We start from the raw sequence: 20,923 nt of genomic DNA, 5'->3' as shown, positions 1-20,923 counted from the left end.
GACGTGGATGTAGTCGCGGATGCAGGTGCCGTCCGGGGTCGGGTAGTCGTCGCCGTACACCGCGATGTGCTCGCGCTGCCCGAGCGCGGCCTGGAAGACCAGCGGGATCAGGTGCGACTCGGGGTCGTGCCGCTCGCCGTAGGCGCCGTACGCGCCGGCCACGTTGAAGTAGCGCAGCGAGACGGCGGCCAGCCCGTGGGCGACGGCCTCGCTGGTGATCAGGTGGTCGACGGCCAGCTTGGTGGCGCCGTAGGTGTTGGTCGGCGCGGTGCGGGCGGTCTCGGCGATCGGCACCGACTCCGGCTCGCCGTAGGTGGCGGCGGTGGAGGAGAAGACCAGCTTGCGCACGCCCGCCGCGCGCATCGCGCTGATCAGCTCCAGCGAACCGGCCACGTTGTTGCGCCAGTACTTCTCCGGGTCCGCGACCGACTCGCCGACCTGCGAGGAGGCGGCGAAGTGCAGCACCCCGTCGAAGGAGGCGTCGAGCACCGTGCCGGCCTCCTGGATCCGACCCCGGACGAACTCGGCGCCGGCCGGCACGCCCTCGCGGAAGCCGGTGGAGAGGTCGTCCAGGACGGTCACCTGGTGTCCCGCCTCCAGCAGGTGGGCGGCGACCACGCTGCCGACATAGCCGGCGCCACCCGTGACCAGGTACTTACTCATGATGAGACCTCCAGCGGGCGATGGTCCGCCGGTGGGCGGCCATCGGTGACGTACAAACGACTGGGGCCTATTGTCCCCGGCCGCCGGAGTGCCCAGGACCACCGGCCGGGGCGCCCGCTCAGTCCCGCGCCATCCGCTCCAGCAGCCCCGTCCGGGCGGCCACCGCCGCCGCCTCCAGCCGGGTGCGCGCGCCGAGCTTCATGAGCACCCGCTGGACGTGCGTCCGGGCGGTGCTCGCCGCGATCCGCATCCCCGCCGCGATCGCCGCGGTGTCCTCGCCGTCCGCGATCCGGGCCAGCACCTGGACTTCACGGCGGGTCAGCAGCCGCAGCAGCCGCAGCGCTTCGTCGTCGGGCTCCGCCGCCGGCCGCAGCAACTGGTCGAAGGCGCCCCGGAGCACGTCCACCGCGACCGCCGCCTCCCCGGCCCGGGCCCGCCCGATGGCCCGCTCGACCACCTCGATCCGCTCGTCGCTGGGCACGTACCCCGCCGCACCCGCCGCGAACGCACCTGCCACGCCCCGCAGTTCACCGACCGGCCCGAGCACGATGACGGCCACCTCGGGCCGCTCCCGGCGGATCCGGCGCAGCCCCTCGAAGGCTCCCGGCTCGGCCGGCCCGGCCACCCCGAGCAGGCACACCTCGGGTCGGCGCCCGGCGACCAGATCGGCGGCGGACCCGGCCGGCGAGCCGACCGCGAGCACCCGATGGCCACGCAACTGGAGCGCGGTGGCCAGCGCCTCGGCCAGCAACCGATGGTCGTCGACCACCACGAGTCGAACGCCCATGACACCCTCCCGGTCGGGGTCCGGCTCCGCGCCCGCACCCGGTGGGGCGGGCGGCCGATGACGCACCATCACAGCGCATTCCGTACCCGACCCGCTAGCCCGCCTCCACGCCGGCACCGGCGGGTGGAAACGAAAAAGACCCTCGCCGTTGGGCGAGGGTCTTTCACTTTGAGCCCCCATGCGGAATCGAACCGCAGACCTTCTCCTTACCATGGAGACGCTCTACCGACTGAGCTATAGGGGCGAACCGGTCGAACAAGGAAGACATTACACGGCCGACGGCCCGGAAGGGAAATCGGCTCCGAGCACCCGGGCGGCGGCGCCCGACCCCCTCGCCGGAAGCGCGCCACGACGGGGCCGGAGGCTGCGCCGCGCCTGTCGCACGGCCGGTCAGGCCTCGCCGTGCGCCCGGTCGAACTCCTCGCGTGCGGCGAGCATCCGCGCCGTCCGCTCCTCCGTCCAGCGACCGACCGGCGCCAGCAGCCCGGCCAGCTCCCGGCCGAGCGGCAGCAGGTCGTAGACCACCCGCGGCGGCGTCTCGGGGTAGACGGTGCGCCGCACCAGACCGTTGCGCTCCAGGGTCCGCAGCGACTGGGTGAGCATCTTGCGGCTGACCCCGTCCACCGCGCGCTGCAGCTCCGAGAACCGCTGCGGGCCGAACTCGCCGAGGCCCATCAGGATCAGCATCGACCACTTGTCCGCCAGGTCCGCGAGCATCGCGCGGCTCGGACAGAGCTGGGCGAAGACATCGAGCTCCTGGGCCTGCCCGGCCCCGGCCTGGGACTGCTCCTGCGTCGTCATGCCCTCCAGGGTAGCCCCGGTCTCCAATCCGCTCCTGGTATCTATTGGAGACCTGGTCTATATTGGAGACCGATGGGGCCGGACGACGCCGTCCCCCCTCGCCCGCCCTTCCCGGCATCCCGCCGTTCCGCCGCCCCATTCCCCGAGCCCCGCCGAGGAGCACCCCGTCATGACCGCCATCCGCCCGACCGTCGCCATCGCCTACCACTCCGGCTACGGCCACACCGCCGTGATCGCCGAGGCCGTCGCCCGCGGCGCCGCCGCCACCGGCGCCGAGGTCGTCTCCGTGGCCGTCGACACCATCACCGAGGAGCAGTGGGCCCGGCTGGACACCGCGGACGCGATCGTCTTCGGCTCGCCGACCTACATGGGCACCGCCTCCGGCGCCTTCCACGCCTTCGCCGAGGCCAGCAGCAAGCGCTGGTTCGGCGACGCCTGGCTGGACAAGGTCGCCGCCGGCTTCACCAACTCCGCCTCCAAGAGCGGCGACAAGTCCGGCACCCTCGGCTTCTTCCAGACCCTCGCCGCCCAGCACGGCATGAACTGGGTCAACCTGGGCCTCAAGCCGGGCTGGAACTCCTCGACCGGCAGCGAGAACGACCTCAACCGCCTCGGCTTCTTCGCCGGTGCCGCCGCCTCCACCCCGTCCGACGGCGGCGCCGACGCCGTGCACAAGGCCGACATCGCCACCGCCGAACACCTCGGCGACCGGGTCGCCAAGCACACCGCGACCCTGCTGGCCGGCCGCGCCGCCCAGGCCGCCGCCACCGCCTGACCCGACCGGACGCCGGTCCGGGTCCGCTCGCACCCGCGACCCCGGCCGGCCCGGACCGGCATCGAGCCACCGCGCGCTACGCCGCCGGATCCGCCCCCAGCACGGGCGCCCGGCGGCGTCCGCCGTCCGCCCCGGCCACCGCGAGGTCCGTACCGCTGGTCTCCGGCAGCAGCCGCAGGCAGAGCAGCGACACCAGCCCCAGCGCCAGCAGGTACCAGCCGACCGGCTCCGCCGTCCCGTACCGGTCGGTCAGCCTGGTCGCGATCAGCGGCGTGGTCGCACCGCCCACCACCCCGCCCAGGTTGTACGTCAGCGCGGCCCCCGTGTACCGCACCCGGGTCGGGAACAGCTCCGGCAGGTACGCCGCCATCGGCCCGAGCAGGCACCCCAGCACCACCATCGCCCCCGCCAGGGCCAGGAACATCAGCGGCCGGCGCACCGTCTCCAGCAGCGGGAACAGCAGCAGCGACCAGAGCACCGCGAGCCCCGTCGCCGCCTGCAGCGTCCGCCGACGCCCCCACCGGTCACTGCTCCGCGCACTCACCCAGACCGTCGCGGCCATGCCCACCGAGCCCGCCAGCAGCATCGACAGCACCAGCGTGCTCGGCACCCCGAGCCCGGTCGTCGCGTACGCCAGCGCGTACGTGGTGGTCAGGTAGAACAGCGCGTACCCCACGGTGATCACACCGCAGCCGATCAGCACCGTCCGCCAGTGCCCGCGCAGGACTTCCAGCACCGGCGGCCGCGCCCGCACCTCACCGGCCCGGAACAGCGGCGACTCCTCGATCTGCAGCCGGACGAACAGCCCCACCGCCACCAGCGCGAGCGAGGCCAGGAACGGCACCCGCCAGCCCCAGCTGTGGAACGCCCGCTCATCCAGGGTCAGTTGGAGCACCAGGAAGACGCCGTTGGCGAGCGCGAACCCGCTCGTCGGCCCCAGCTGCAGAAACGCCCCGTACCGCCCGCGCCGCCCGGCCGGCGCGTTCTCCGCGATCAGCAGCGCGGCGCCGCCCCACTCCCCGCCGAGCCCCACGCCCTGACAGACCCGCAGCACCACGAGCGCGACCGGCGCCCACCAGCCCCACGTCCCGTACCCCGGCAGCACCCCGACCAGCGCCGTCGACAGGCCCATCAGCAGCAGCGACACCACCAGCGTCGCCCGACGCCCCAGCCGGTCCCCGAAGTGCCCGAACACCACCGCCCCCAGCGGCCGGGCCAGAAACGCCACCGCGTACACCGAGAACGCCGCCAACAGCGCTCCCAGGGTGCTCAGTTCCGGAAAGAACACCCCGCCGAAGACCAGCGCGGCCGCCGCCCCGTAGATGAAGAAGTCATAGAACTCGATCGCCGTACCGATCAGCGCCGCCGCCGCGGCCCGGCGCAACTGCGCCGCCCGGCGGGCTTCCTGCGTATCCATACCGCCACCCTGGCGACCCCCGCGGCCCCGCGACAGCACCCACCCGGGTGACGGCAGCGCACAGCCGTCACCTCACGCCCGCCCCGCACCTCCTGCCACCACGGACACCGACCGACGACGACTGCCCGGCCACCGGGGCTCACGCCGGTGGCCGGGCAGTCGTTCGGTCGTCCTGTCCGGGCTTCCCGCTCGGGCTTCCTACCGGGCGTACGGATTGTCGCTCGGCGGAGCCGGCGGCTCGTACGACGGCGGACCCGGCGGCACCCCGGGCCCGGCCTGCTGCTGCGGCGGCTGCCCCGGAACGTGCGGGTACCCCACCGGAGCCGGCGGCGTCCCGGGCCCGGCCTGCGGAGCGGCGGCCCCCCGCCGGCGCACCACGAAGAACACGATGCCCGCCACGACCAGCAGCCCGACGACCACCGCGACGACGATCGGCACCGTGCTGCCGGACTCGGCCGCCTTGTCGGCCTGCGGCTGCGCGGCCGGTGGCTGCGCAGCCGGCGCCGCGACCGGCGTACTGTCCTGGCTCTGCGCAGTGGGCGCAGCCGAAGAGGGACTCGCCGAGGTGGACGGGGCCGCCGAGGACGGCACGGCGGTCGGCGCGGCCCCGCCGGCCGGCGGCTCGGGGATCGGGCTCACGTTCGCCGGCCCCGGGTCGCCCGGGGTGGTGAGTGCGATGCGCGGCCGAACCGCCCCGTAGCCGATGCCGTCGTTGCGGCTGGAACCGTCCGTGGGCTTGCCCGCGGTGTTGATGAGTACCCGGAGCACCTGGTTCGCGCTCCAGTCCGGGTGGACGGACCAGAGCAGCGCCGCCGAGGCGGAGACGATGGCGGTGGCATCGGATGTCCCGTGGGTCTTGCAGTACCCCGAGGCACCGGTGCAGGCGTCGTACATGTCGATGCCGGGAGCGACCAGGTCGACCTGCGGCCCCTGCTCCGACTCGGCCGTGGTCGTGACGTTCTGGTCGATCGCTCCCACGCCGACCACGTTGGGAAGTGCGGCCGGGTACTCGACGGGGTTGCCCGCCTGTGCGGAGTTGCCCACACCCGCCACGACCAGTGAACCCTTGGCAGTCGCATGGGCGATCGCGGCGTTGACCGCGGCAACGGAGTCGGACGACGCCTGGTTCGCCGGGCCGGCCTGGGAGATGTTGATGACCTTGGCGCCCTGGTCCGCGGCGTACGTGATGGCCTGGCCGATCCGGTCGAGGAACTCCGAGGTGCTGACAGCTCCCGCGTTGGTGTCGTTCTTGATCTTCAGCGGCAGGATCTTGGCACCGGGCGCCAGCCCGTAGGCCCCCTGACCGCCCAAGCCCTTGCCGGTCCCCGAGATGAGGCTGGCGATCCCCGTGCCATGGCCGTCCTTGAAGTCCCCGACACCGCCCTGCAGGCCGCTGAAGTCCTTCCCCGGCAGCAACTGCCCCACCAGGTCCGGGTGGTCCAGCTTGAACCCACCATCGATCACGGCGACGGTGACGCCCTCGCCCTTGGTGGTCTTCCACATCTCCGGTGCCTTCATGGCGTCCAGATGCCACTGCTGTTCGCGAATCGAATCCACCGCAGCAGCAGGCAGCGCCGCCGGCCCCGCGACAACGCCCGCGGCCAACACCACAGCGGCGAACCCGCGCCTGCGTCCCCGTACGTCCGTCCGCCGCATCACCACTCCTTGTCGATCTCCCCGTCGGCCGGGAGCCGTGCCCCGGACAGGTCTGCCCGGCCACCGGGATCGAGCCCAGTGGCCGGGCAGTCGTAGCAGTCCTACTCAATCACGCCCGGATTGCTCTGCGGCGTACCGCTCGTCCAGGTCTCCTCGTCCTCGTGCAGGTAGTCGGCACGCTTGCGGCGGTCGCGCTCGCTCTTGCCCGCGTGACCCGACATTCCCGGGCCGCCCGGCATGCCGTTCTGCCCCGAACGCGACGCGTTCTCCGCGCCCGCGCCCGCACCTGCCGCCCGACTCCGCAGACCGGTGCCGCCGGGCGTGAACGCGCCGCCCGCGGCCGGGCCCTTGGCTCCGCCGACCGTGCCGCCGCCGGTCGAGGTCAGACCCCGCCCGCGCGCGCTGCCGCCGGAGGCTCCGCCGCCGTGACCGCCCCCCATGCCCGGGTGCATGCCGCTGCCCGAGCCGCCCATGCCGTTGCCGGCACCGGAGCGACCGCCCTGGGCCTCACGGGCGCCGAAGGCCTGGCCGCCGCCGGGCCCCCCGGGCGCGGTGCTCTTCGGGGGAAGCGAGCCGCCGCCGAAGGTGCTCGTCCGGCCCGAGGCCGGACCCGTCCCCTTGGGCGGAAGGGAACCGCCACCGCCACCGGTGGGACCGAAGGGGGTGAACGGCAGGGGCCCGCCGCCGGGCGGGCCGCCCGGGACGACCGGGTGGCCGGGCGGGCCGCCCGGGATGTTCGGCGGCAGGCTGCCACCACCGCCCGGCCCGACCGGGCCGGTGGGAACGGTCGGCAGGGTCGGCACACTGTCGATGCCGGTCCCCGGCCGGTGGACCGGAGGCGTCGGATCCGGCGTGGGCACCGGAACGCCCGGGTCGGGCGGCAACGGCGTCGGGCCGGTCCGCGGCGGGACGGGGTCGATGTGCCCCGGCCCGCCCGGACCCTGCGGGCCCGGCACGGGCGGACGGGGAGCCACCGAACCGCCGCCTCCTCCGCCGCCACCGGGCGGGCTGTAGCTCCCGCCACCGCCGCCGACGCCCGCGTGGGGGCTGCGGGAGTAGCCGCCCGAGCCCGTGCCGCCACCGCCTCCGCCGACCGGGACGTCCTCGCTGCCGTGGACACCATCGCCACCCGGCACCCCGGGCAGAGACGGCATCTCGAGCGAGTTCAGCTTCGTGGTGGCCGCCTCGTAGGCCTGCGCCAGCTTCACCATCTGGTTGATGGCTTCCTGGTGCTCCTGATCGACCTTCTTCTTCGCCGCCGCGGCCTCGGCCGCGGTCACCCAGTTGGAGTCGACCTTCTTCATGATCTGGTCGGCGGAACTGCCCACACCGCCGTACTTGATCTCCAGCACCGGCGTGATGACCGGGCACGGCTGGTTGTTGTGCTTGTTGACCGTCGCGACATCGGTCTTCGGGACCTCGGGCACCGCCCTCTTGGCGGTGCTGAGCGCCTCACCCGCCTGGTGCATCGCGTCACCGGCGCCCACGGAGTACTCACCGAGCAGCGCGGCCGACTTGTGGAAGTTGCCGGCCCAGGTCTTGAAGCTCTCGGCAGCCGGACCTTCCCACTGAATCTGGTCGACGTGGGCCTTGAGAGCCGCACTGAGGTCCCTCAGCACCCGGCCGGCCGCCTTGAGCTGGGTACCCCTGCTCAGAACCTTTGCCGGATCGGTGCTGGCGACCATCGCCTTGAGTTCCTCGTGCTGCTTGCCCTCGAAGTCCGTTCCGCCTGCCATCACTCACTCCCCGTGTCACTCGAAGTCCCGCCCTGCACCACCGTCAGAACCCCTGGCCGCTCGCCGGGGCCGGCCCGTTGGGCCCCGCCGCCGGACGCGGCACACCGGCGTTCTTGGCGATGTTCGCCTGAGTGGCCGTCGTGTGCTCCTCGTTGCCGGCGTAGTTGCCCGCCGTCTTCGCCACCGCCGCCTTCATCGCCTCGATCTGGGAGACGAAGTCCTTGTGCAGCTTGACCAGTGCGTCGTGCGTCTTCCCGTACGCGGCCGTCAGGTCGGTGGACTGCGTGAAGCCCTTGCCGAAGTTGTCCTCGTGCAGCCGCTGCTCCTGGAGGTTGTACGACGCGGCCTCCGAGCCCTCCATCGCCTGGAGCAGCGCCTCGATCTTCTTCGCGAAGGCGGTCAGCGTGTCCAGCTCGATCTTGACGTTCTTACTGCCGAAGGCGGACACCAGTGCCGAGGCACTGACGTTCGTCTCGACGACGCGCACGACGGTGTCGACCACACCGGACATGCCGAACATGCCGAGAATGCCGTTGTCATGACCACCAAGCGAGAACGGCGTGTCGTCCGGAGGGGCCGTCACTCCGTTCGTTGTCCCGGCTTCTCCGCCCACAGGTGCGTCAGCCACCGCAAATCCACCTCTCCCCCGCGTGCGGGGCGACCCGCAGGCCACCGCACCGCAACACACCGTCAACTTCTCGGTCGTACAGTCGTACTCGGCGCTCCGCCCCTCCTTCGGCACGGCAGTCGCCTCAGCCATCGTAGCCACCCGCTCCGTCAGGTCGGCAGGGCCCGTGCCAGGACCGAGCGCGATCGGTACGAACTTGACACGTACAACTCGCCTGCGACCCCCACCCGGACGGCCGCTAGACTGGCCGGGTCCGGTTCGGCCGGGTACGACCTCATCTGCCGCGCAATGTCGCACAGCAGCGACCCCCGCCCCCGCCCGTCCGCGTGCGAGGCGCCGGCAGCGGAATGGATGTGATCACGTGCCGTCCCGGTCGGCCGATCCCGTGCAGCGGAGCACTCCCTGGTGGGCCCGGGCCGCCCGCCCGGCCCGGCCGCCGCTGCCGCTCGCGCTGATGGTGCGGGCGGCGGTCGGGATGGCGGTGCCGCTCGCGCTCGGGCAGCTCACCCACCGCCTGGACCTCGGCATCTTCGCCGGCCTCGGCGCGATGCACGCGACCATGAACGACCGCGTCGAGCCGACCCGGCTCCGCGCCCCGCGGATCGCCTCCGCCGTCCTCGCCTCCGCGCTCGGCATGCTGATCGGTACCGCCCTGCAGGAGTTCCACCCCCAGGGGTTCCACTCGACCGCCCTCGTCATCGGCATGGCGCTGACCGCCACGGCGTTCGTGTCCGGTGCGCTGAGCGCCACCGGGCCGCGCGGGTCGGCGGCCGGCATGCTGCTGCTGGTCTCCGCCGCGCTGGGCAGCGGGATGCCGCTGGCCCGGCCGTGGTGGGCGGCCGCGCCGATGATGCTGGCCGGGGCCGCGTTCGTGATCCTGCTCGGCCTGCCGCGCCGCAGCTACCGCCGGCCCCGCGCCGACCCGCGCAACCGCGCGCTGGCCGCCGCGTACGAGGCGCTCGGCCGCACCCTGGCGGACCTCGGCACCCCGCGGGGCGCCACCTCCCGCCAGGTCCTGACGGCCCGCCTGAACCAGCTGCAGGACCTCCTCCCGCCGCCCCGCTCCCGGGTCCCCGAGTCCCCCCGCACGGTCCGGCTCCGCCGGATGTACGAGGCGGCGCTGGCCGCCACCGAGGCGGCGAGCGGGCTGCTCTGGGCCTGGCGGCCGGTGCCGCCGGAGGTCGCCGCCGTCCCCGGGCGGCTGGCCCGCGCCGTCGAGGGCGACGGCGGGGAGGTGGCGGTGCCCGACTGGGAGCCCGACACGCCGTCCCGGCAGGCGCTGGACGTGGCCCTGCGCGCCGCCGCCGAGACCGTCGCCGGGCGCGAGGCCGTCCTGGGCACCGCGCCGGCCCCGCCCCCGGACCCGTGGCGGCTGCGCGTGCGGCTGCTCTCCCGGGGGTCGGTCCGGTACGGCCTGCGGGTGGCGCTCTGCATCGCGGTCGGCTCGGCCGCCACCGCCTCGCTCCCGCTCAGCAAGAGCTACTGGGTGCCGATGACGATCGCCTTCGTGCTCAAGCCGGACCTCGGTTCGGTGTTCCTGCGCGCGGTCAGCCGCTCGATCGGCACCGTGCTGGGGGTGGCGGTGACGGCGGGGGTGCTCTCGCTCACCACCGACGCGTGGGCGCTGACCGTGATCGCCGCGCTCTGCGTGGCCCTGCTGCCGTACGCGACGGCGGCGCACTACGGCCTGAACACCGTCGTCATGACCCCGATGGCGCTGATCCTGCTCCAGCTCGGCGGGCAGAGCAGCGCGGCCGAGTTCTGGCCGCGGGTCCTGGACACCGTGCTGGCGAGCGCGATCGTGCTGCTCTTCGGCTACCTGCTCTGGCCGGAACGACCGCGCCACCGGATCGAGCCGCGCCTGGTCGACGCGACCGCCGCGCTCCGGGCCTACCTCGCGTCGGTCACCGGATCGGGAGCCCCCGCCGCCCCACCCACGCCCGCCTCCGACACCCCGCCGGCCCCCGACACCCCGCAGACCTCCGCCGCCCCACCGGCCCCCGTCGCCGAGGTCTGGCTCCGCCGCACCGCCTACCGCGCCCTCGCCGACGCCCGCCAGGAGGTCCGGCAGGGCCTCGCCGAGCCGCCGCCCACCGGCCGGCTCGCCGAGCAGTGGCTGCCCGCGACGGCCGCACTGGAGCGCCTCAGCGGCGCGGTGGCGGCGTACGCGGCACAGATCCGGTACGGCGGCCGGGTCCCCGAGCCGGACGAGGTGGCGCGGGTCCGGCAGGCCCTGGACGATCTCACCGCGGCCGCCCGCGAGCACCGCCCGCCGACCCGGTCGGCGGCCCGCCCGACCCGGCCGCACGACCCGGCGCGCAGCGCGCTGGGCCGTGCGGCGGACGAACTCGAAACGCTCCTCGGCAGCCGGGGCTGACCGCCAGCAGCCGACCGCCGACAGACGACCGGCCTCAGACCTGCTCGGCCAGCTCCATCCAGCTCATCTCCAGCTCCTCCTTCTCCTCCCGGACGCCGCGCAGCTGCGTGTCCAGCTCCGCGACCTTGGAGAAGTCGGCGGCGTGCTCGGCCAGTTGGGCGTGCAGCTTGGACTCCTTCTCGTCCAGCTTGGCGATCTGCCGCTCCAGCTTCTGCATCTCCTTCTTCGCCGCCCGCACGTCCCCCGCGGACAGGCCGGCCCCCGGCGCCTCCACGACGGCGGCCGCGGCCGGCACCGCGGCGGCCGCCATCCGGGCGCGGCGCTCCAGGTACTCGTCGACGCCGTTCGGCAGCATCCGCATCTTCTTGTCGCCGAGCAGCGCGTGCACCACGTCCGTGGTGCGCTCGATGAAGAAGCGGTCGTGGCTGATCACGACCATGGAGCCGGGCCAGCCGTCGAGCAGGTCCTCCAGCTGGTTGAGCGTCTCGATGTCGAGGTCGTTGGTGGGCTCGTCCAGGAACAGCACGTTGGGCTCGTCCATCAGCAGCCGGAGCAGCTGCAGCCGACGCCGCTCGCCGCCGGAGAGGTCGCCGACCGGCGTCCACTGCTTGTCCTTGCCGAAGCCGAACTGCTCGCAGAGCTGCCCGGCGCTCATCTCCCGGCCCTTGCCGAGGTCCACCCGGGAGCGCACCTGCTCGACCGCCTGCAGCACGCGGGTCTCCGGCTCCAGCTCGGCGACCTCCTGCGAGAGGTACGCCAGCCGGACCGTCTTGCCGACCTTGATCACGCCGGAGGCGGGCTGCACGTCGCCCTCCGAGGCGTACGCGTCGCGCATCGCCCGGAGCAGCGAGGTCTTGCCGGCGCCGTTGACACCGAGCAGGCCGATCCGGTCGCCGGGGCCGAGCTGCCAGGTCAGGTTCTCCAGCAGCAGCTTCGGACCGGCCGTGACGGTCACGCCCTCCAGCTCGAACACCGTCCGGCCGAGCCGCGCGTTGGCGAACTTCATCAGCTCGCTCTTGTCCCGCGGGTCCGGCACGTCGGCGATCAGGGCGTTGGCGGCCTCGATCCGGTAGCGCGGCTTGGAGGTCCGGGCGGGGGCGCCGCGGCGCAGCCAGGCCAGCTCCTTGCGGGCGAGGTTCTGGCGCTTCTGCTCCTCGGTGGCCTCGATCCGGGTGCGCTCGGCGCGGGCGAAGACGTAGTCGGAGTAACCGCCCTCGTACTCGTGCACGGCGCCGTGCTGGACGTCCCACATCCGGGTGCAGACCTGGTCCAGGAACCAGCGGTCGTGGGTCACGCAGACGAGCGCGGAGCGGCGGTTCTGGAGGTGCTTGGCGAGCCAGGCGATGCCCTCGACGTCGAGGTGGTTGGTGGGCTCGTCCAGGACGATCAGGTCCGGCGAGCCGAGCAGCAGCTTGGCGAGGGCGATCCGGCGGCGCTCGCCACCGGAGAGCGGGCCGATCACGGTGTCCAGGCCGTCGGCGAAGCCGGGCAGGTCGAGGCCGCCGAAGAGGCCCTCGATGATGTCGCGGATCCGGGCGTCGCCGAGCCACTCGTGGTCGGCCCGGCCGGCGATCACCTCGTGCCGGATGGTGGCCTTCGGGTCGAGCGAGTCGTGCTGGGTGAGGACGGCCATCTCCACCCCGCCGGCGTGGGTGATCCGGCCGCCGTCCGGCTCCTCCAGCTTGGCGAGCATCCGGATCAGGGTGGTCTTGCCGTCACCGTTGCGTCCGACGACGCCGATCCGGTCCCCCTCACTGACGCCGAGGCTGACCCCGTCCAGAAGGGCCCGGGTGCCGTAGACCTTCGTGACGGACTCGATGGTGGCGAGGTTGACGGCCACGTGTGCTGCGCTCCTGGGTTCGGCGGTCTCGGGGCCGCCCCGATCTCCCGGTGCGCACCCCACTCGGGGACACCCCGATCTCCCCAGCCTAATGGGGAAGCCCGAGGCGCCTCGCTACGGCTGTACGCGGGCCCCCGGTACCGGGCCGTACGTGGCGTGCGCGGTACGACAGGTGCCGGACGCGCGCAGGGCCTCGGCGACGGCGGCCGCGGCCTCGGCGTCCTTGGCGAGGAAGGCGCAGGTCGGGCCGGAGCCGGAGACCAGGGCGCCGAGGGCGCCGGCCTCGGTGCCGGCCCGCAGGGTCGCGGCGAGCGACGGGCGCAGCGAGAGCGCGGCCGACTGCAGGTCGTTGGCGAGCGCACCGGCCAGGGCGACGGCGTCGCCGTCGGCGAGGGCGGCGAGCAGCCCGGGGTCGGCGTCGGGGGTGGGCACGTCGGTGTCGCGGGAGCCGGTGCCGGCCTCCTCGCGGAGGCGGTCGCACTCGCGGAACACGGCGGGGGTGGAGAGCCCGCCGTCGGCGACGGCGAAGACCCAGTGGAAGGTCCCGGTGACGGGCAGCGGGTCCAGGATCTCGCCGCGGCCCCGGCCCAGGGCGACGCCGCCGAGGAGGGCGAACGGCACGTCGGAGCCGAGTTCGGCGGCCAGCTCCAGCAGCGTGGCGGCGGGGGTGTCGAGCTGCCACAGCGCGTCGCAGGCCACCAGGGCCGCGGCGCCGTCGGCGCTGCCGCCGGCCATCCCGCCGGCCACCGGGATGGCCTTGTCGATGTGCAGCCGCACGTCCGGGTCGGCGATGCCGTGCCGGGCGGCGAGCAGCCGGGCCGCGCGGGCGGCGAGGTTGCTGTCGTCGAGCGGGACGACGGCCGCGTCCGGGCCGGAGCAGGTGAGGGTGACGCCCTCGCCCGGCCCGGCGGCGCTCGCCGTCACCTCGTCGCCGAGGGCGACGGCGAAGAAGACGTTGGCCAGGTCGTGGAAGCCGTCGGCGCGCAGTCCGCCGACCCCCAGCTGGACGTTGACCTTGGCGGGGACGCGTACCGTGATCACTCGGACTCCGACTTCACGGGCTTGTGCTCGGCGATCGCGGCGAACTGCTCCACCGTCAGCATCTCGCCGCGCAGCTTGTGGTCGATGCCGGCGGCGGCGAGCGCCTGCTCGGCCCCGGCCGGGGAGCCGGCCCAGCCGGCGAGGGCGGCGCGCAGCGTCTTGCGGCGCTGGGCGAACGCGGCGTCGACGACCGCGAACACCTCGGTGCGGGTGGCGGTGGTCGTCGGCGGCTCGCGGCGGATCAGCGAGACCAGCCCGGAGTCGACGTTCGGCGCGGGCCAGAACACGTTGCGCCCGATGGCGCCGGCCCGCTTCACCTCGGCGTACCAGTTGGCCTTGACCGACGGGACGCCGTACACCTTGTTGCCGGGCTTGGCCGCGAGCCGGTCGGCGACCTCGCTCTGCACCATCACCAGGGTGCGCTCGATGCTGGGGAAGGTGGCCAGCATGTGCAGCAGGACGGGGACGGCCACGTTGTACGGGAGGTTGGCGACCAGCGCGGTGGGCGGCGGGCCGGGGAGCTCGGTGACCTCCATGGCGTCGCTGAGCACCAGGTCGAAGGCGTCGGCGCGGGCGGGCAGCCGGGCGGCGACGGTGGTGGGCAGGTGCTCGGCGAGCAGCGGGTCGATCTCGACGGCGGTGACGTGCGCGGCGACGTCGAGCAGTGCCAGGGTGAGCGAGCCGAGCCCGGGGCCGACCTCGACCACCGCGTCCTCGCTCGTCACCTCGGCGGCCCGGACGATGCGGCGCACGGTGTTGCCGTCGATGACGAAGTTCTGCCCGCGCTGCTTGGTCGGCTTCACCCCGAGGGTGGCGGCCAGCTCCCTGATGTCGGAGGCGCCGAGCAGGTGGGTGTCGGAGGTGGGGTCGGTGGTGCTCACCCCGCAAGGATACGGGCGGGGCGGGTGCTCACAGTTCGACGACCGCCGCGAGGTCGATCTCCACGGGGCAGGGCACCGAGGTCCTCAGCACTCCTTCGTGCTGGGCGACGGGCAGGTGGACGCCCTTCTCCTCGTCCCGGTGGAACTCGTGGACGGTCGGGAGGATTCCGACGTTCGTGCGATCAGTACCCGAACGCCCGCGCCGTGTTCGCCGCGATGGCGGTGGCCAGCTCGTCCTCGTGCAGCCCCAGCGTCCCGGCCATCGAGCGGACCGTGACCGGGATCAGGTACGGCGCGTTGGGGCGGCCCCGGTAGGGGTGCGGGGTGAGGAAGGGCGCGTCGGTCTCGACCAGGACGCGGTCGAGCGGGGTGGCCGCGAGGGCGTCCCGCAGCGGCTGGTTGGCCTTGAAGGTGACCGGTCCGGCGAAGGAGAGGTACCAGCCGTGCTCCGCGCAGGTCCGGGCCATCGCGGCGTCGCCGGAGTAGCAGTGGAAGACCGTCCGCTCGGGGGCGCCCTCCTCCAGCAGCACGGCGATGACGTCCTCGTGCGCGTCCCGGTCGTGGATCACCAGGGCCTTGCCGTGCCGCTTGGCCATCTCGATGTGGCGGCGGAACGACTCCTTCTGGATCTCCACCCCCTCGGGGCCGGTCCGGAAGTAGTCCAGACCGGTCTCGCCGACGGCCCGGACCTGCGGCAGCGCGGCCAGCGCGTCGATCTCGGCGAGGGCGGCGTCGAGCGCGGCGGCGCCCCCGCCCGGGCGCTGCTGCCCGGACCAGCCGTCGGGGTCGCCGAGGAAGATCCGCGGCGCCTCGTTGGGGTGCAGGGCGACGGCCGCGTGCACCTGCTCGAACTGGGCCGCCAGGTCGGCGGCCCAGCGCGAGCCGGGCACGTCGCAGCCCACCTGGACGACGGTGGTCACGCCGACGGAGGCGGCGCGCGCCAGGCCCTCCGCGGGGGTGCCGGACTGCATGTCCAGGTGGGTGTGCGAGTCGGCGACCGCCACCGCCAGCGGGGCGGGCAGTGGCGGCGGCGTCGACCGGTCGTCGTCCTTCTTGGCCATCAGGCGGCGGGCTTCTCTTCGAGGCGGGGGAACAGGATCTCGCCCTTGGTGACGGTGGCCCCGACGGGCAGCCGGCCCCAGTCCGCCGCGGTGGCGACGGTCTGCGCGGACAGCGCGCCGAGCCCGGCGGCCTCGGCGCCGAGCGAGACCCAGAGCTTCTCGGCGGTGGCCGGCATCACCGGGTTGAGCAGGACGGCGGTGGCCCGCAGCGCCTCGGCCGCGGTGTAGAGGATGGTCGCCAGGCGCGCCCGGCCCTCCTCCGAGTCGTCCTTGGCGACCTTCCAGGGCTCCTGCTCGGTGAGGTAGCCGTTGACCTGCTTGACGAACTCGAAGATCGCCGCGAGGCCGCCGGCGAAGTCCAGCTCCTCGCCGATCTTGCGGTCGGCGGTCGCGACCGCCGCCGTCAGCCCGTCCGCGACGGCCTGCTCGGCCGCGCCGTGGGCCGGCGAGGCCGGCAGCACGCCGTCGAAGTACTTGCCGACCATGGCCGCCACCCGGGAGGCCAGGTTGCCGAAGTCGTTGGCCAGCTCGGAGGTGTACCGGGCGGTGAAGTCCTCCCAGGAGAACGAACCGTCGGTGCCGAACGGGATGGCCCGCAGGAAGTAGTAGCGGTACGCGTCCACGCCGAAGTGCGAGGTGAGGTCCTGCGGGGCGATGCCGGTCAGGTTGGACTTGGACATCTTCTCGCCGCCGACCATCAGCCAGCCGTTGGCGACGACCCGCTTGGGCAGCGGCAGTCCGGCGGCCATCAGCATGGCCGGCCAGATCACCGCGTGGAACCGCAGGATGTCCTTGCCCACCAGGTGCACGGAGGCCGGCCACAGCTCGGCGAAGCGCTCCGGGTCGGTGCCGTAGCCGGCCGCGGTGATGTAGTTCTGCAGCGCGTCGACCCAGACGTACAGGACGTGCTTCTCGTCCCAGGGCAGCGGCACGCCCCAGTTGAAGGTGGAGCGGGAGATCGAGAGGTCCTTCAGGTCCTGCTCGACGAAGCGCAGCACCTCGTTGCGGGCCGTGGCGGGCTGGATGAAGTCCGGGTTCGCCGCGTAGAACTCCAGCAGCTTCGGGCCGTAGGCGGAGAGGCGGAAGAAGTAGTTCTCCTCCTCCAGCCACTCGACGGGCCGCTTGTGCACCGCGCAGAGCTTCTCGCCCTCGGTGGCGCCGTCCAGCAGCTCGGCCGGGAGCTTGTACTCCTCGCAGCCGACGCAGTACGGGCCGGAGTAGCCGCCCTTGTAGATCTCGCCCTTGTCGTACAGGTCCTGGACGAACTCCTGCACCCGGTCGGTGTGCCGCTCCTGGGTGGTGCGGATGAAGTCGTCGTTGGCGATCTCCAGGTGCTGCCAGAGCGGCTTCCACGCCTCCTCGACCAGCTTGTCGCACCACTCCTGCGGGCTGACGCCGTTGGCCTCGGCCGTCCGCAGGATCTTCTGACCGTGCTCGTCGGTGCCGGTCAGGTACCAGACCTTCTCGCCGCGCTGGCGGTGCCAGCGGGTCAGCACGTCGCCCGCCACGGTGGTGTAGGCGTGGCCCAGGTGCGGGCGATCGTTGACGTAGTAGATCGGGGTGGTGACGTAGTACGCCGGGGTCGCGTCCCCGGTGGTGCTGTGTTCTGCAGTGGCCGCCATGGTCGGCAAGCTTAATCGGGTGCGGGGGCGGCCCTCGACCGGCGACCCCGGCACCGCCGGCCGACGCCCCGGCCCGCCGGTCGGCCACCGGCGGGCCACCGGGCCGCCGGACCGTTCGGCCGACCGCTCAGCCCGTCAGCCGCGCCCAGAGCCGGCCCAGCCGTCCGCGCGGTGCGGCGGGCGCGGCCACCGGCTGGGGCCCGGCCGGCTCGGCGTGCGCCGAGTAGCCGGGGGCGTGCTGCCAGGACTTGTCGGCGACGGCCACCCGGCCCTCGCGCATGATCCGGACGGTGTGGCCACCGCACCCCGGGCAGGTCGGCTTGAGCAGCGGGGACGGCACCCGGACACCGTTGGCGTGGTACTCGAACACGACGTGCCCGTCCCGGGCCACGTGGTGCTCGATGTCGTACGCCTGCTCCCAGCCGTACCCGCAGCTCAGGCAGGCGAAGGAGTAGGCCTCCCGGACGGTCTCGACGGGAGTCTGCGGCCGGCCGGTCAGGCCGGGGTCGCTCAGCGCATTGCCACCGCGGGGGCTACCGATCGTCTCGCTCATAGCCGTCTCCCAGCGCCCGCCGGACGCTCGCCCGGCTGGGTCTTTCCATCCCAGGAAATGCCCGGAACGCCCCGGCCGATGCCCGTCTTGTGAAGACTTGGACGCGGATTGGGAATCCCTATACGAAAGGGTGGGTCCTGACCGAAAACCGCGGCCAAAGCTTCAGCTCACCGGGCGTTTACCGGGGCCTTCCCTCCAAGGTACGCGCCACCGACACCCCCGGCACCTGCGGGTTTCAGGCCTTGCCGGCCGCCGTGTTCTTGGCCGCGACCACCGCGTCGAACACCTCCCGCTTGGGCAGGGCGAGCTCCGCGGCGACCGCCGCGATGGCCTCCTTGCGCCGCTCGCCGGCCTCCTCCCGGACGGCGACCAGACGGGCCAGCTCGGCCGGGGTCAGCTCCTGCGGCGCGGCCGGCGGGGCGCCGGCGACCACCACGGTGATCTCGCCCCGGACGCCCTCGGCGGCCCAGGGCGCCAGCTCGCCGAGCGGGCCCCGCTTGACCTCCTCGTAGGTCTTGGTCAGCTCGCGGCAGACCGCCGCGGGCCGGTCCGCGCCGAACGCCTCGGCCATCGCGGCCAGCGTCTCGGCGATCCGGTGCGGAGCCTCGAAGAAGACCATGGTGCGCGGCTCGGCGGCGACCGAGGCCAGCTGACGGGCCCGGTCCCCGGCCTTGCGCGGCAGGAAGCCCTCGAAGGTGAAGCGGTCCACCGGCAGGCCGGACAGCGCCAGCGCGGTGAGCACCGCAGACGGCCCGGGCACCGCGGTGACCTTGATGTCGGCGGCCACCGCGGCGGCCACCAGCCGGTAGCCGGGGTCGGAGACCGAGGGCATCCCGGCGTCCGTCACCAGCAGCACCCGGGCACCGCCCTGCAGTGCCTCGACCAGCTCGGGGGTGCGGCCCACCTCGTTGCCCTCGAAGTAGGAGAGCACCCGCCCGGTCGGGGTCACCCCGAGCGCCTGGGTGAGCCGGCGCAGCCGCCGGGTGTCCTCGGCCGCGATCACGTCCGCCGCGGTCAGCTCGGTGAGCAGCCGGGGCGGGGCGTCCGAGACGTCGCCGATGGGGGTGCCTGCGAGAACGAGTACTCCTGTCACACGCCCCATCCTTCCAGTAACCGGGCCCCGGTGTTTTTGGTGACGATTCGGGCAGCTTCGGAGGGAGCCGTCCTCCCCGAAGAAAGCGCCCCTACGATGTGGCGGATGAACGGCGACACGGCGGCGCAGACGCCCACTGGTACAGACCACACCGCACAGGGTGGCGTCGGCGTGCCGGTCCTGACGGACCAGGCGTCCCCCGCCGTCCCCGCCCCGCGCGCGCCCGGCCCGGACCGGCCGGAGCGCCCGTCCTGGCTGAGCCGCCTGGCCCGGCACGGCTACACGCCGCCGCCGAGGGCCACCCTCACCGAGCGGCTGGTGCCGCCGATGCCGGACGGCCCGGGTGTGACGCCGGCCCGGGTCCCGCCCTCCCCGCTGCTGCTGCGGCTCGGGGCAGCCGTGCCGGCACCGCTCTGGTCCTGGCTCTGCCGCTGGGCCGGCTGGCTGGGCCCGCTCGCGGTGGCCCTGTTCGGCGGGCTGCTCCGGTTCAGCGGCCTCGGCGAGCCGCACGCGATCATCTTCGACGAGACCTACTACGCCAAGGACGCCTACGCGCTCTGGCACGGCGGCTACGAGATCAGCTGGCCGGACGGCGCCAACGAGCAGATCATGGCGGGCTCGACGGTGCCGTACCGGCCGGACCCGAGCTACGTCGTGCACCCGCCGGTCGGCAAGTGGATCATCGGCGCGGGCGAGCAGCTGTTCGGGATGAACCCCTTCGGCTGGCGGTTCGCGGTGGCCCTGCTCGGCACGCTGTCGATCCTGATGGTGGCCCGGATCGCCCGCCGGCTGTTCCGCTCGACCCTGCTGGGCTGCGTCGCCGGGCTGCTGCTCGCGGTGGACGGCCTGCACTTCGTGCTCAGCCGGGCCGCGCTGCTGGACCTGGTGGTGATGTTCTGGATCCTCGCCGCGTTCGGCTTCCTGCTGCTGGACCGCGACCGCACCCGGGCCCGGATCGCCTCGCGCCTGGGCGGCGTGGCGGACTCCGCCGCGGCCCGGCGGCTGAACCTCGGCTGGCGCCCGTACCGGATCGCGGCCGGCGTCTGCGTCGGCCTGACCTGCGCGACCAAGTGGAGCGGCCTGTACGTGGCGGCCGCCTTCGGCGTCCTGACGGTGCTCTGGGACGCCGGTTCGCGCCGCCTGGCCGGCGCGGACCGCCCCTACCTGTGGACGCTGGTCCGGGACGTGGTGCCGGCCTTCGTCTCGATCGTCGTGGTCTCCGTCGTGGTGTACATCACCTCCTGGTGGGGCTGGTTCGCCAGCAGCACCGTGCCCGGCCGGGGCGGTTACGGCCGGGACTGGGCGGTCGGCCGGGACACCGCGTTCCCGTGGATCCCGGAGGGCCTGCGCGCGCTCTGGCACTACCACTCCACGGTGTACGACTTCCACACCCACCTGAGCGACCCGCACACCTACCAGTCGAACCCGTGGAGCTGGCTGGTGGTCGGCCGCCCGGTCTCCTTCTTCTACGAGTCCCCGAAGCAGGGCCAGGCCGGCTGCACCGTGAGCGACTGCGCCCGCGAGGTGCTGGGCATCGGAACGCCGCTGCTCTGGTGGGCCGGCGTGGTGGCGCTGGTGTACTGCCTGTGGCGCTGGGCCGCCCGGCGCGACTGGCGGGCCGGCGCGGTGCTCTGCGGCCTGGCGGCCGGCTACCTGCCCTGGTTCGCCTACCAGACCCGGACCATCTTCCTGTTCTACGCGGTGGCCTTCGTGCCGTTCCTGGTGCTCGCGGTGACCATGCTGGTCGGTGCCCTGATCGGCCCGCCCGGGGCGTCCCGCGACCGCCGGATCATCGGTTCCGCCGCGGCCGGCCTGCTGATCCTGCTGATCATGTGGAACTTCCTCTTCTTCTACCCCCTGTACACGGGGCAGACGATCCCGATGGACGACTGGCGCAAGCGGATGTGGTTCAACAGCTGGATCTGACGGATACCGGAGGTGGGAACCGTGCCGAGGTGGTGCGTGACACGTACCAGATCCGTCACAAGACCC

The 20,923-nt window shown here is 73.6% G+C and carries 17 protein-coding genes and 1 tRNA gene; 3 read left to right on the top strand and 15 right to left on the bottom strand.

Features of this window, described 5'->3' with window-relative positions; all coding sequences use genetic code 11:
• From ACWDRR_RS39715 to ACWDRR_RS39700, 4 genes are all read right to left on the bottom strand, one after another.
• On the bottom strand, positions 1-663 hold a 663-nt coding region (locus ACWDRR_RS39715; RefSeq protein WP_449777160.1), incomplete at its 3' end, for an NAD-dependent epimerase/dehydratase family protein.
• 118 nt (positions 664-781) lie between these two features.
• Entirely contained in the window at positions 782-1,450 is a 669-nt protein-coding gene (locus ACWDRR_RS39710; protein ID WP_449777159.1) for a LuxR C-terminal-related transcriptional regulator, read from the bottom strand.
• Positions 1,451-1,621: 171 nt separating this feature from the next.
• Positions 1,622-1,694: transfer RNA gene (locus ACWDRR_RS39705), tRNA-Thr, on the bottom strand.
• 146 nt (positions 1,695-1,840) lie between these two features.
• On the bottom strand, positions 1,841-2,251 hold the full coding sequence (locus ACWDRR_RS39700; RefSeq protein ID WP_449777158.1) for a winged helix-turn-helix transcriptional regulator: 411 nt from the start codon (positions 2,249-2,251) through the stop codon (positions 1,841-1,843).
• A gap of 169 nt (positions 2,252-2,420) precedes the next feature.
• Here ACWDRR_RS39700 and ACWDRR_RS39695 point away from each other — a divergent pair, with 169 nt between their 5' ends.
• Positions 2,421-3,026, top strand: a complete 606-nt coding sequence (locus ACWDRR_RS39695) for a flavodoxin family protein (RefSeq protein WP_449777157.1) — start codon at positions 2,421-2,423, stop codon at positions 3,024-3,026.
• A gap of 76 nt (positions 3,027-3,102) precedes the next feature.
• Here ACWDRR_RS39695 and ACWDRR_RS39690 read toward each other — a convergent pair whose 3' ends face one another.
• From ACWDRR_RS39690 to ACWDRR_RS39675, 4 genes are all read right to left on the bottom strand, one after another.
• Positions 3,103-4,443: an MFS transporter gene (locus ACWDRR_RS39690; RefSeq protein ID WP_449777156.1), complete on the bottom strand. Its 1,341-nt coding sequence runs from the start codon at positions 4,441-4,443 to the stop codon at positions 3,103-3,105.
• Between the two features lie 198 nt (positions 4,444-4,641).
• On the bottom strand, positions 4,642-6,000 hold the full coding sequence (gene mycP / locus ACWDRR_RS39685) for a type VII secretion-associated serine protease mycosin (protein ID WP_449777155.1): 1,359 nt from the start codon (positions 5,998-6,000) through the stop codon (positions 4,642-4,644).
• Between the two features lie 200 nt (positions 6,001-6,200).
• Positions 6,201-7,835 (bottom strand): WXG100 family type VII secretion target, encoded by a 1,635-nt coding sequence (locus ACWDRR_RS39680; protein WP_449777154.1) that lies wholly within the window; start codon positions 7,833-7,835, stop codon positions 6,201-6,203.
• A 43-nt stretch (positions 7,836-7,878) separates the two neighbouring features.
• Positions 7,879-8,418, bottom strand: a complete 540-nt coding sequence (locus ACWDRR_RS39675; RefSeq protein ID WP_449777153.1) for a hypothetical protein — start codon at positions 8,416-8,418, stop codon at positions 7,879-7,881.
• A 406-nt stretch (positions 8,419-8,824) separates the two neighbouring features.
• On the opposite strand from ACWDRR_RS39675, the gene ACWDRR_RS39670 reads away from it, so the two are divergent.
• Positions 8,825-10,840 (top strand): FUSC family protein, encoded by a 2,016-nt coding sequence (locus ACWDRR_RS39670; protein WP_449777152.1) that lies wholly within the window; start codon positions 8,825-8,827, stop codon positions 10,838-10,840.
• Positions 10,841-10,874: 34 nt separating this feature from the next.
• Here the strand turns inward: ACWDRR_RS39670 and ACWDRR_RS39665 are convergent, their stop codons facing one another.
• From ACWDRR_RS39665 to rsmI, 7 genes are all read right to left on the bottom strand, one after another.
• Positions 10,875-12,680 (bottom strand): ABC-F family ATP-binding cassette domain-containing protein, encoded by a 1,806-nt coding sequence (locus tag ACWDRR_RS39665; protein ID WP_449777151.1) that lies wholly within the window; start codon positions 12,678-12,680, stop codon positions 10,875-10,877.
• 114 nt (positions 12,681-12,794) lie between these two features.
• Positions 12,795-13,721: a 4-(cytidine 5'-diphospho)-2-C-methyl-D-erythritol kinase gene (locus tag ACWDRR_RS39660; RefSeq protein ID WP_449777150.1), complete on the bottom strand. Its 927-nt coding sequence runs from the start codon at positions 13,719-13,721 to the stop codon at positions 12,795-12,797.
• Positions 13,718-14,602 (bottom strand): 16S rRNA (adenine(1518)-N(6)/adenine(1519)-N(6))-dimethyltransferase RsmA, encoded by an 885-nt coding sequence (rsmA, locus tag ACWDRR_RS39655; RefSeq protein ID WP_449777149.1) that lies wholly within the window; start codon positions 14,600-14,602, stop codon positions 13,718-13,720. The genes ACWDRR_RS39660 and rsmA overlap by 4 nt, the downstream gene beginning before the upstream one ends.
• 182 nt (positions 14,603-14,784) lie before the next feature.
• A complete protein-coding gene (locus ACWDRR_RS39650; protein WP_449777148.1) occupies positions 14,785-15,663 on the bottom strand; it encodes a TatD family hydrolase in 879 nt (292 codons plus the stop codon).
• Positions 15,663-17,285, bottom strand: coding sequence for a methionine--tRNA ligase (metG, locus tag ACWDRR_RS39645; RefSeq protein WP_449777147.1), 1,623 nt, complete (start codon positions 17,283-17,285; stop codon positions 15,663-15,665). The genes ACWDRR_RS39650 and metG overlap by 1 nt, the downstream gene beginning before the upstream one ends.
• Positions 17,286-17,412: 127 nt before the next feature.
• Positions 17,413-17,838: a hypothetical protein gene (locus ACWDRR_RS39640; RefSeq protein WP_449777146.1), complete on the bottom strand. Its 426-nt coding sequence runs from the start codon at positions 17,836-17,838 to the stop codon at positions 17,413-17,415.
• A 235-nt stretch (positions 17,839-18,073) separates the two neighbouring features.
• Positions 18,074-18,931 carry a 16S rRNA (cytidine(1402)-2'-O)-methyltransferase gene (gene rsmI / locus ACWDRR_RS39635; RefSeq protein WP_449777145.1) on the bottom strand — a complete coding sequence of 286 codons (858 nt, stop codon included), beginning with the start codon at positions 18,929-18,931 and terminating at the stop codon, positions 18,074-18,076.
• A gap of 105 nt (positions 18,932-19,036) precedes the next feature.
• Between rsmI and ACWDRR_RS39630 the strand changes: the two genes are divergently transcribed.
• Positions 19,037-20,857, top strand: coding sequence for a dolichyl-phosphate-mannose--protein mannosyltransferase (locus tag ACWDRR_RS39630; RefSeq protein ID WP_449777144.1), 1,821 nt, complete (start codon positions 19,037-19,039; stop codon positions 20,855-20,857).
• Positions 20,858-20,923 lie beyond the last annotated feature (66 nt).

The sequence above is a fragment of the Kitasatospora sp. NPDC003701 genome (assembly GCF_053587085.1).
The sequence above is the reverse complement of the archived record's forward strand: the minus strand, read 5'-3'. Positions and strand labels throughout refer to the sequence as shown.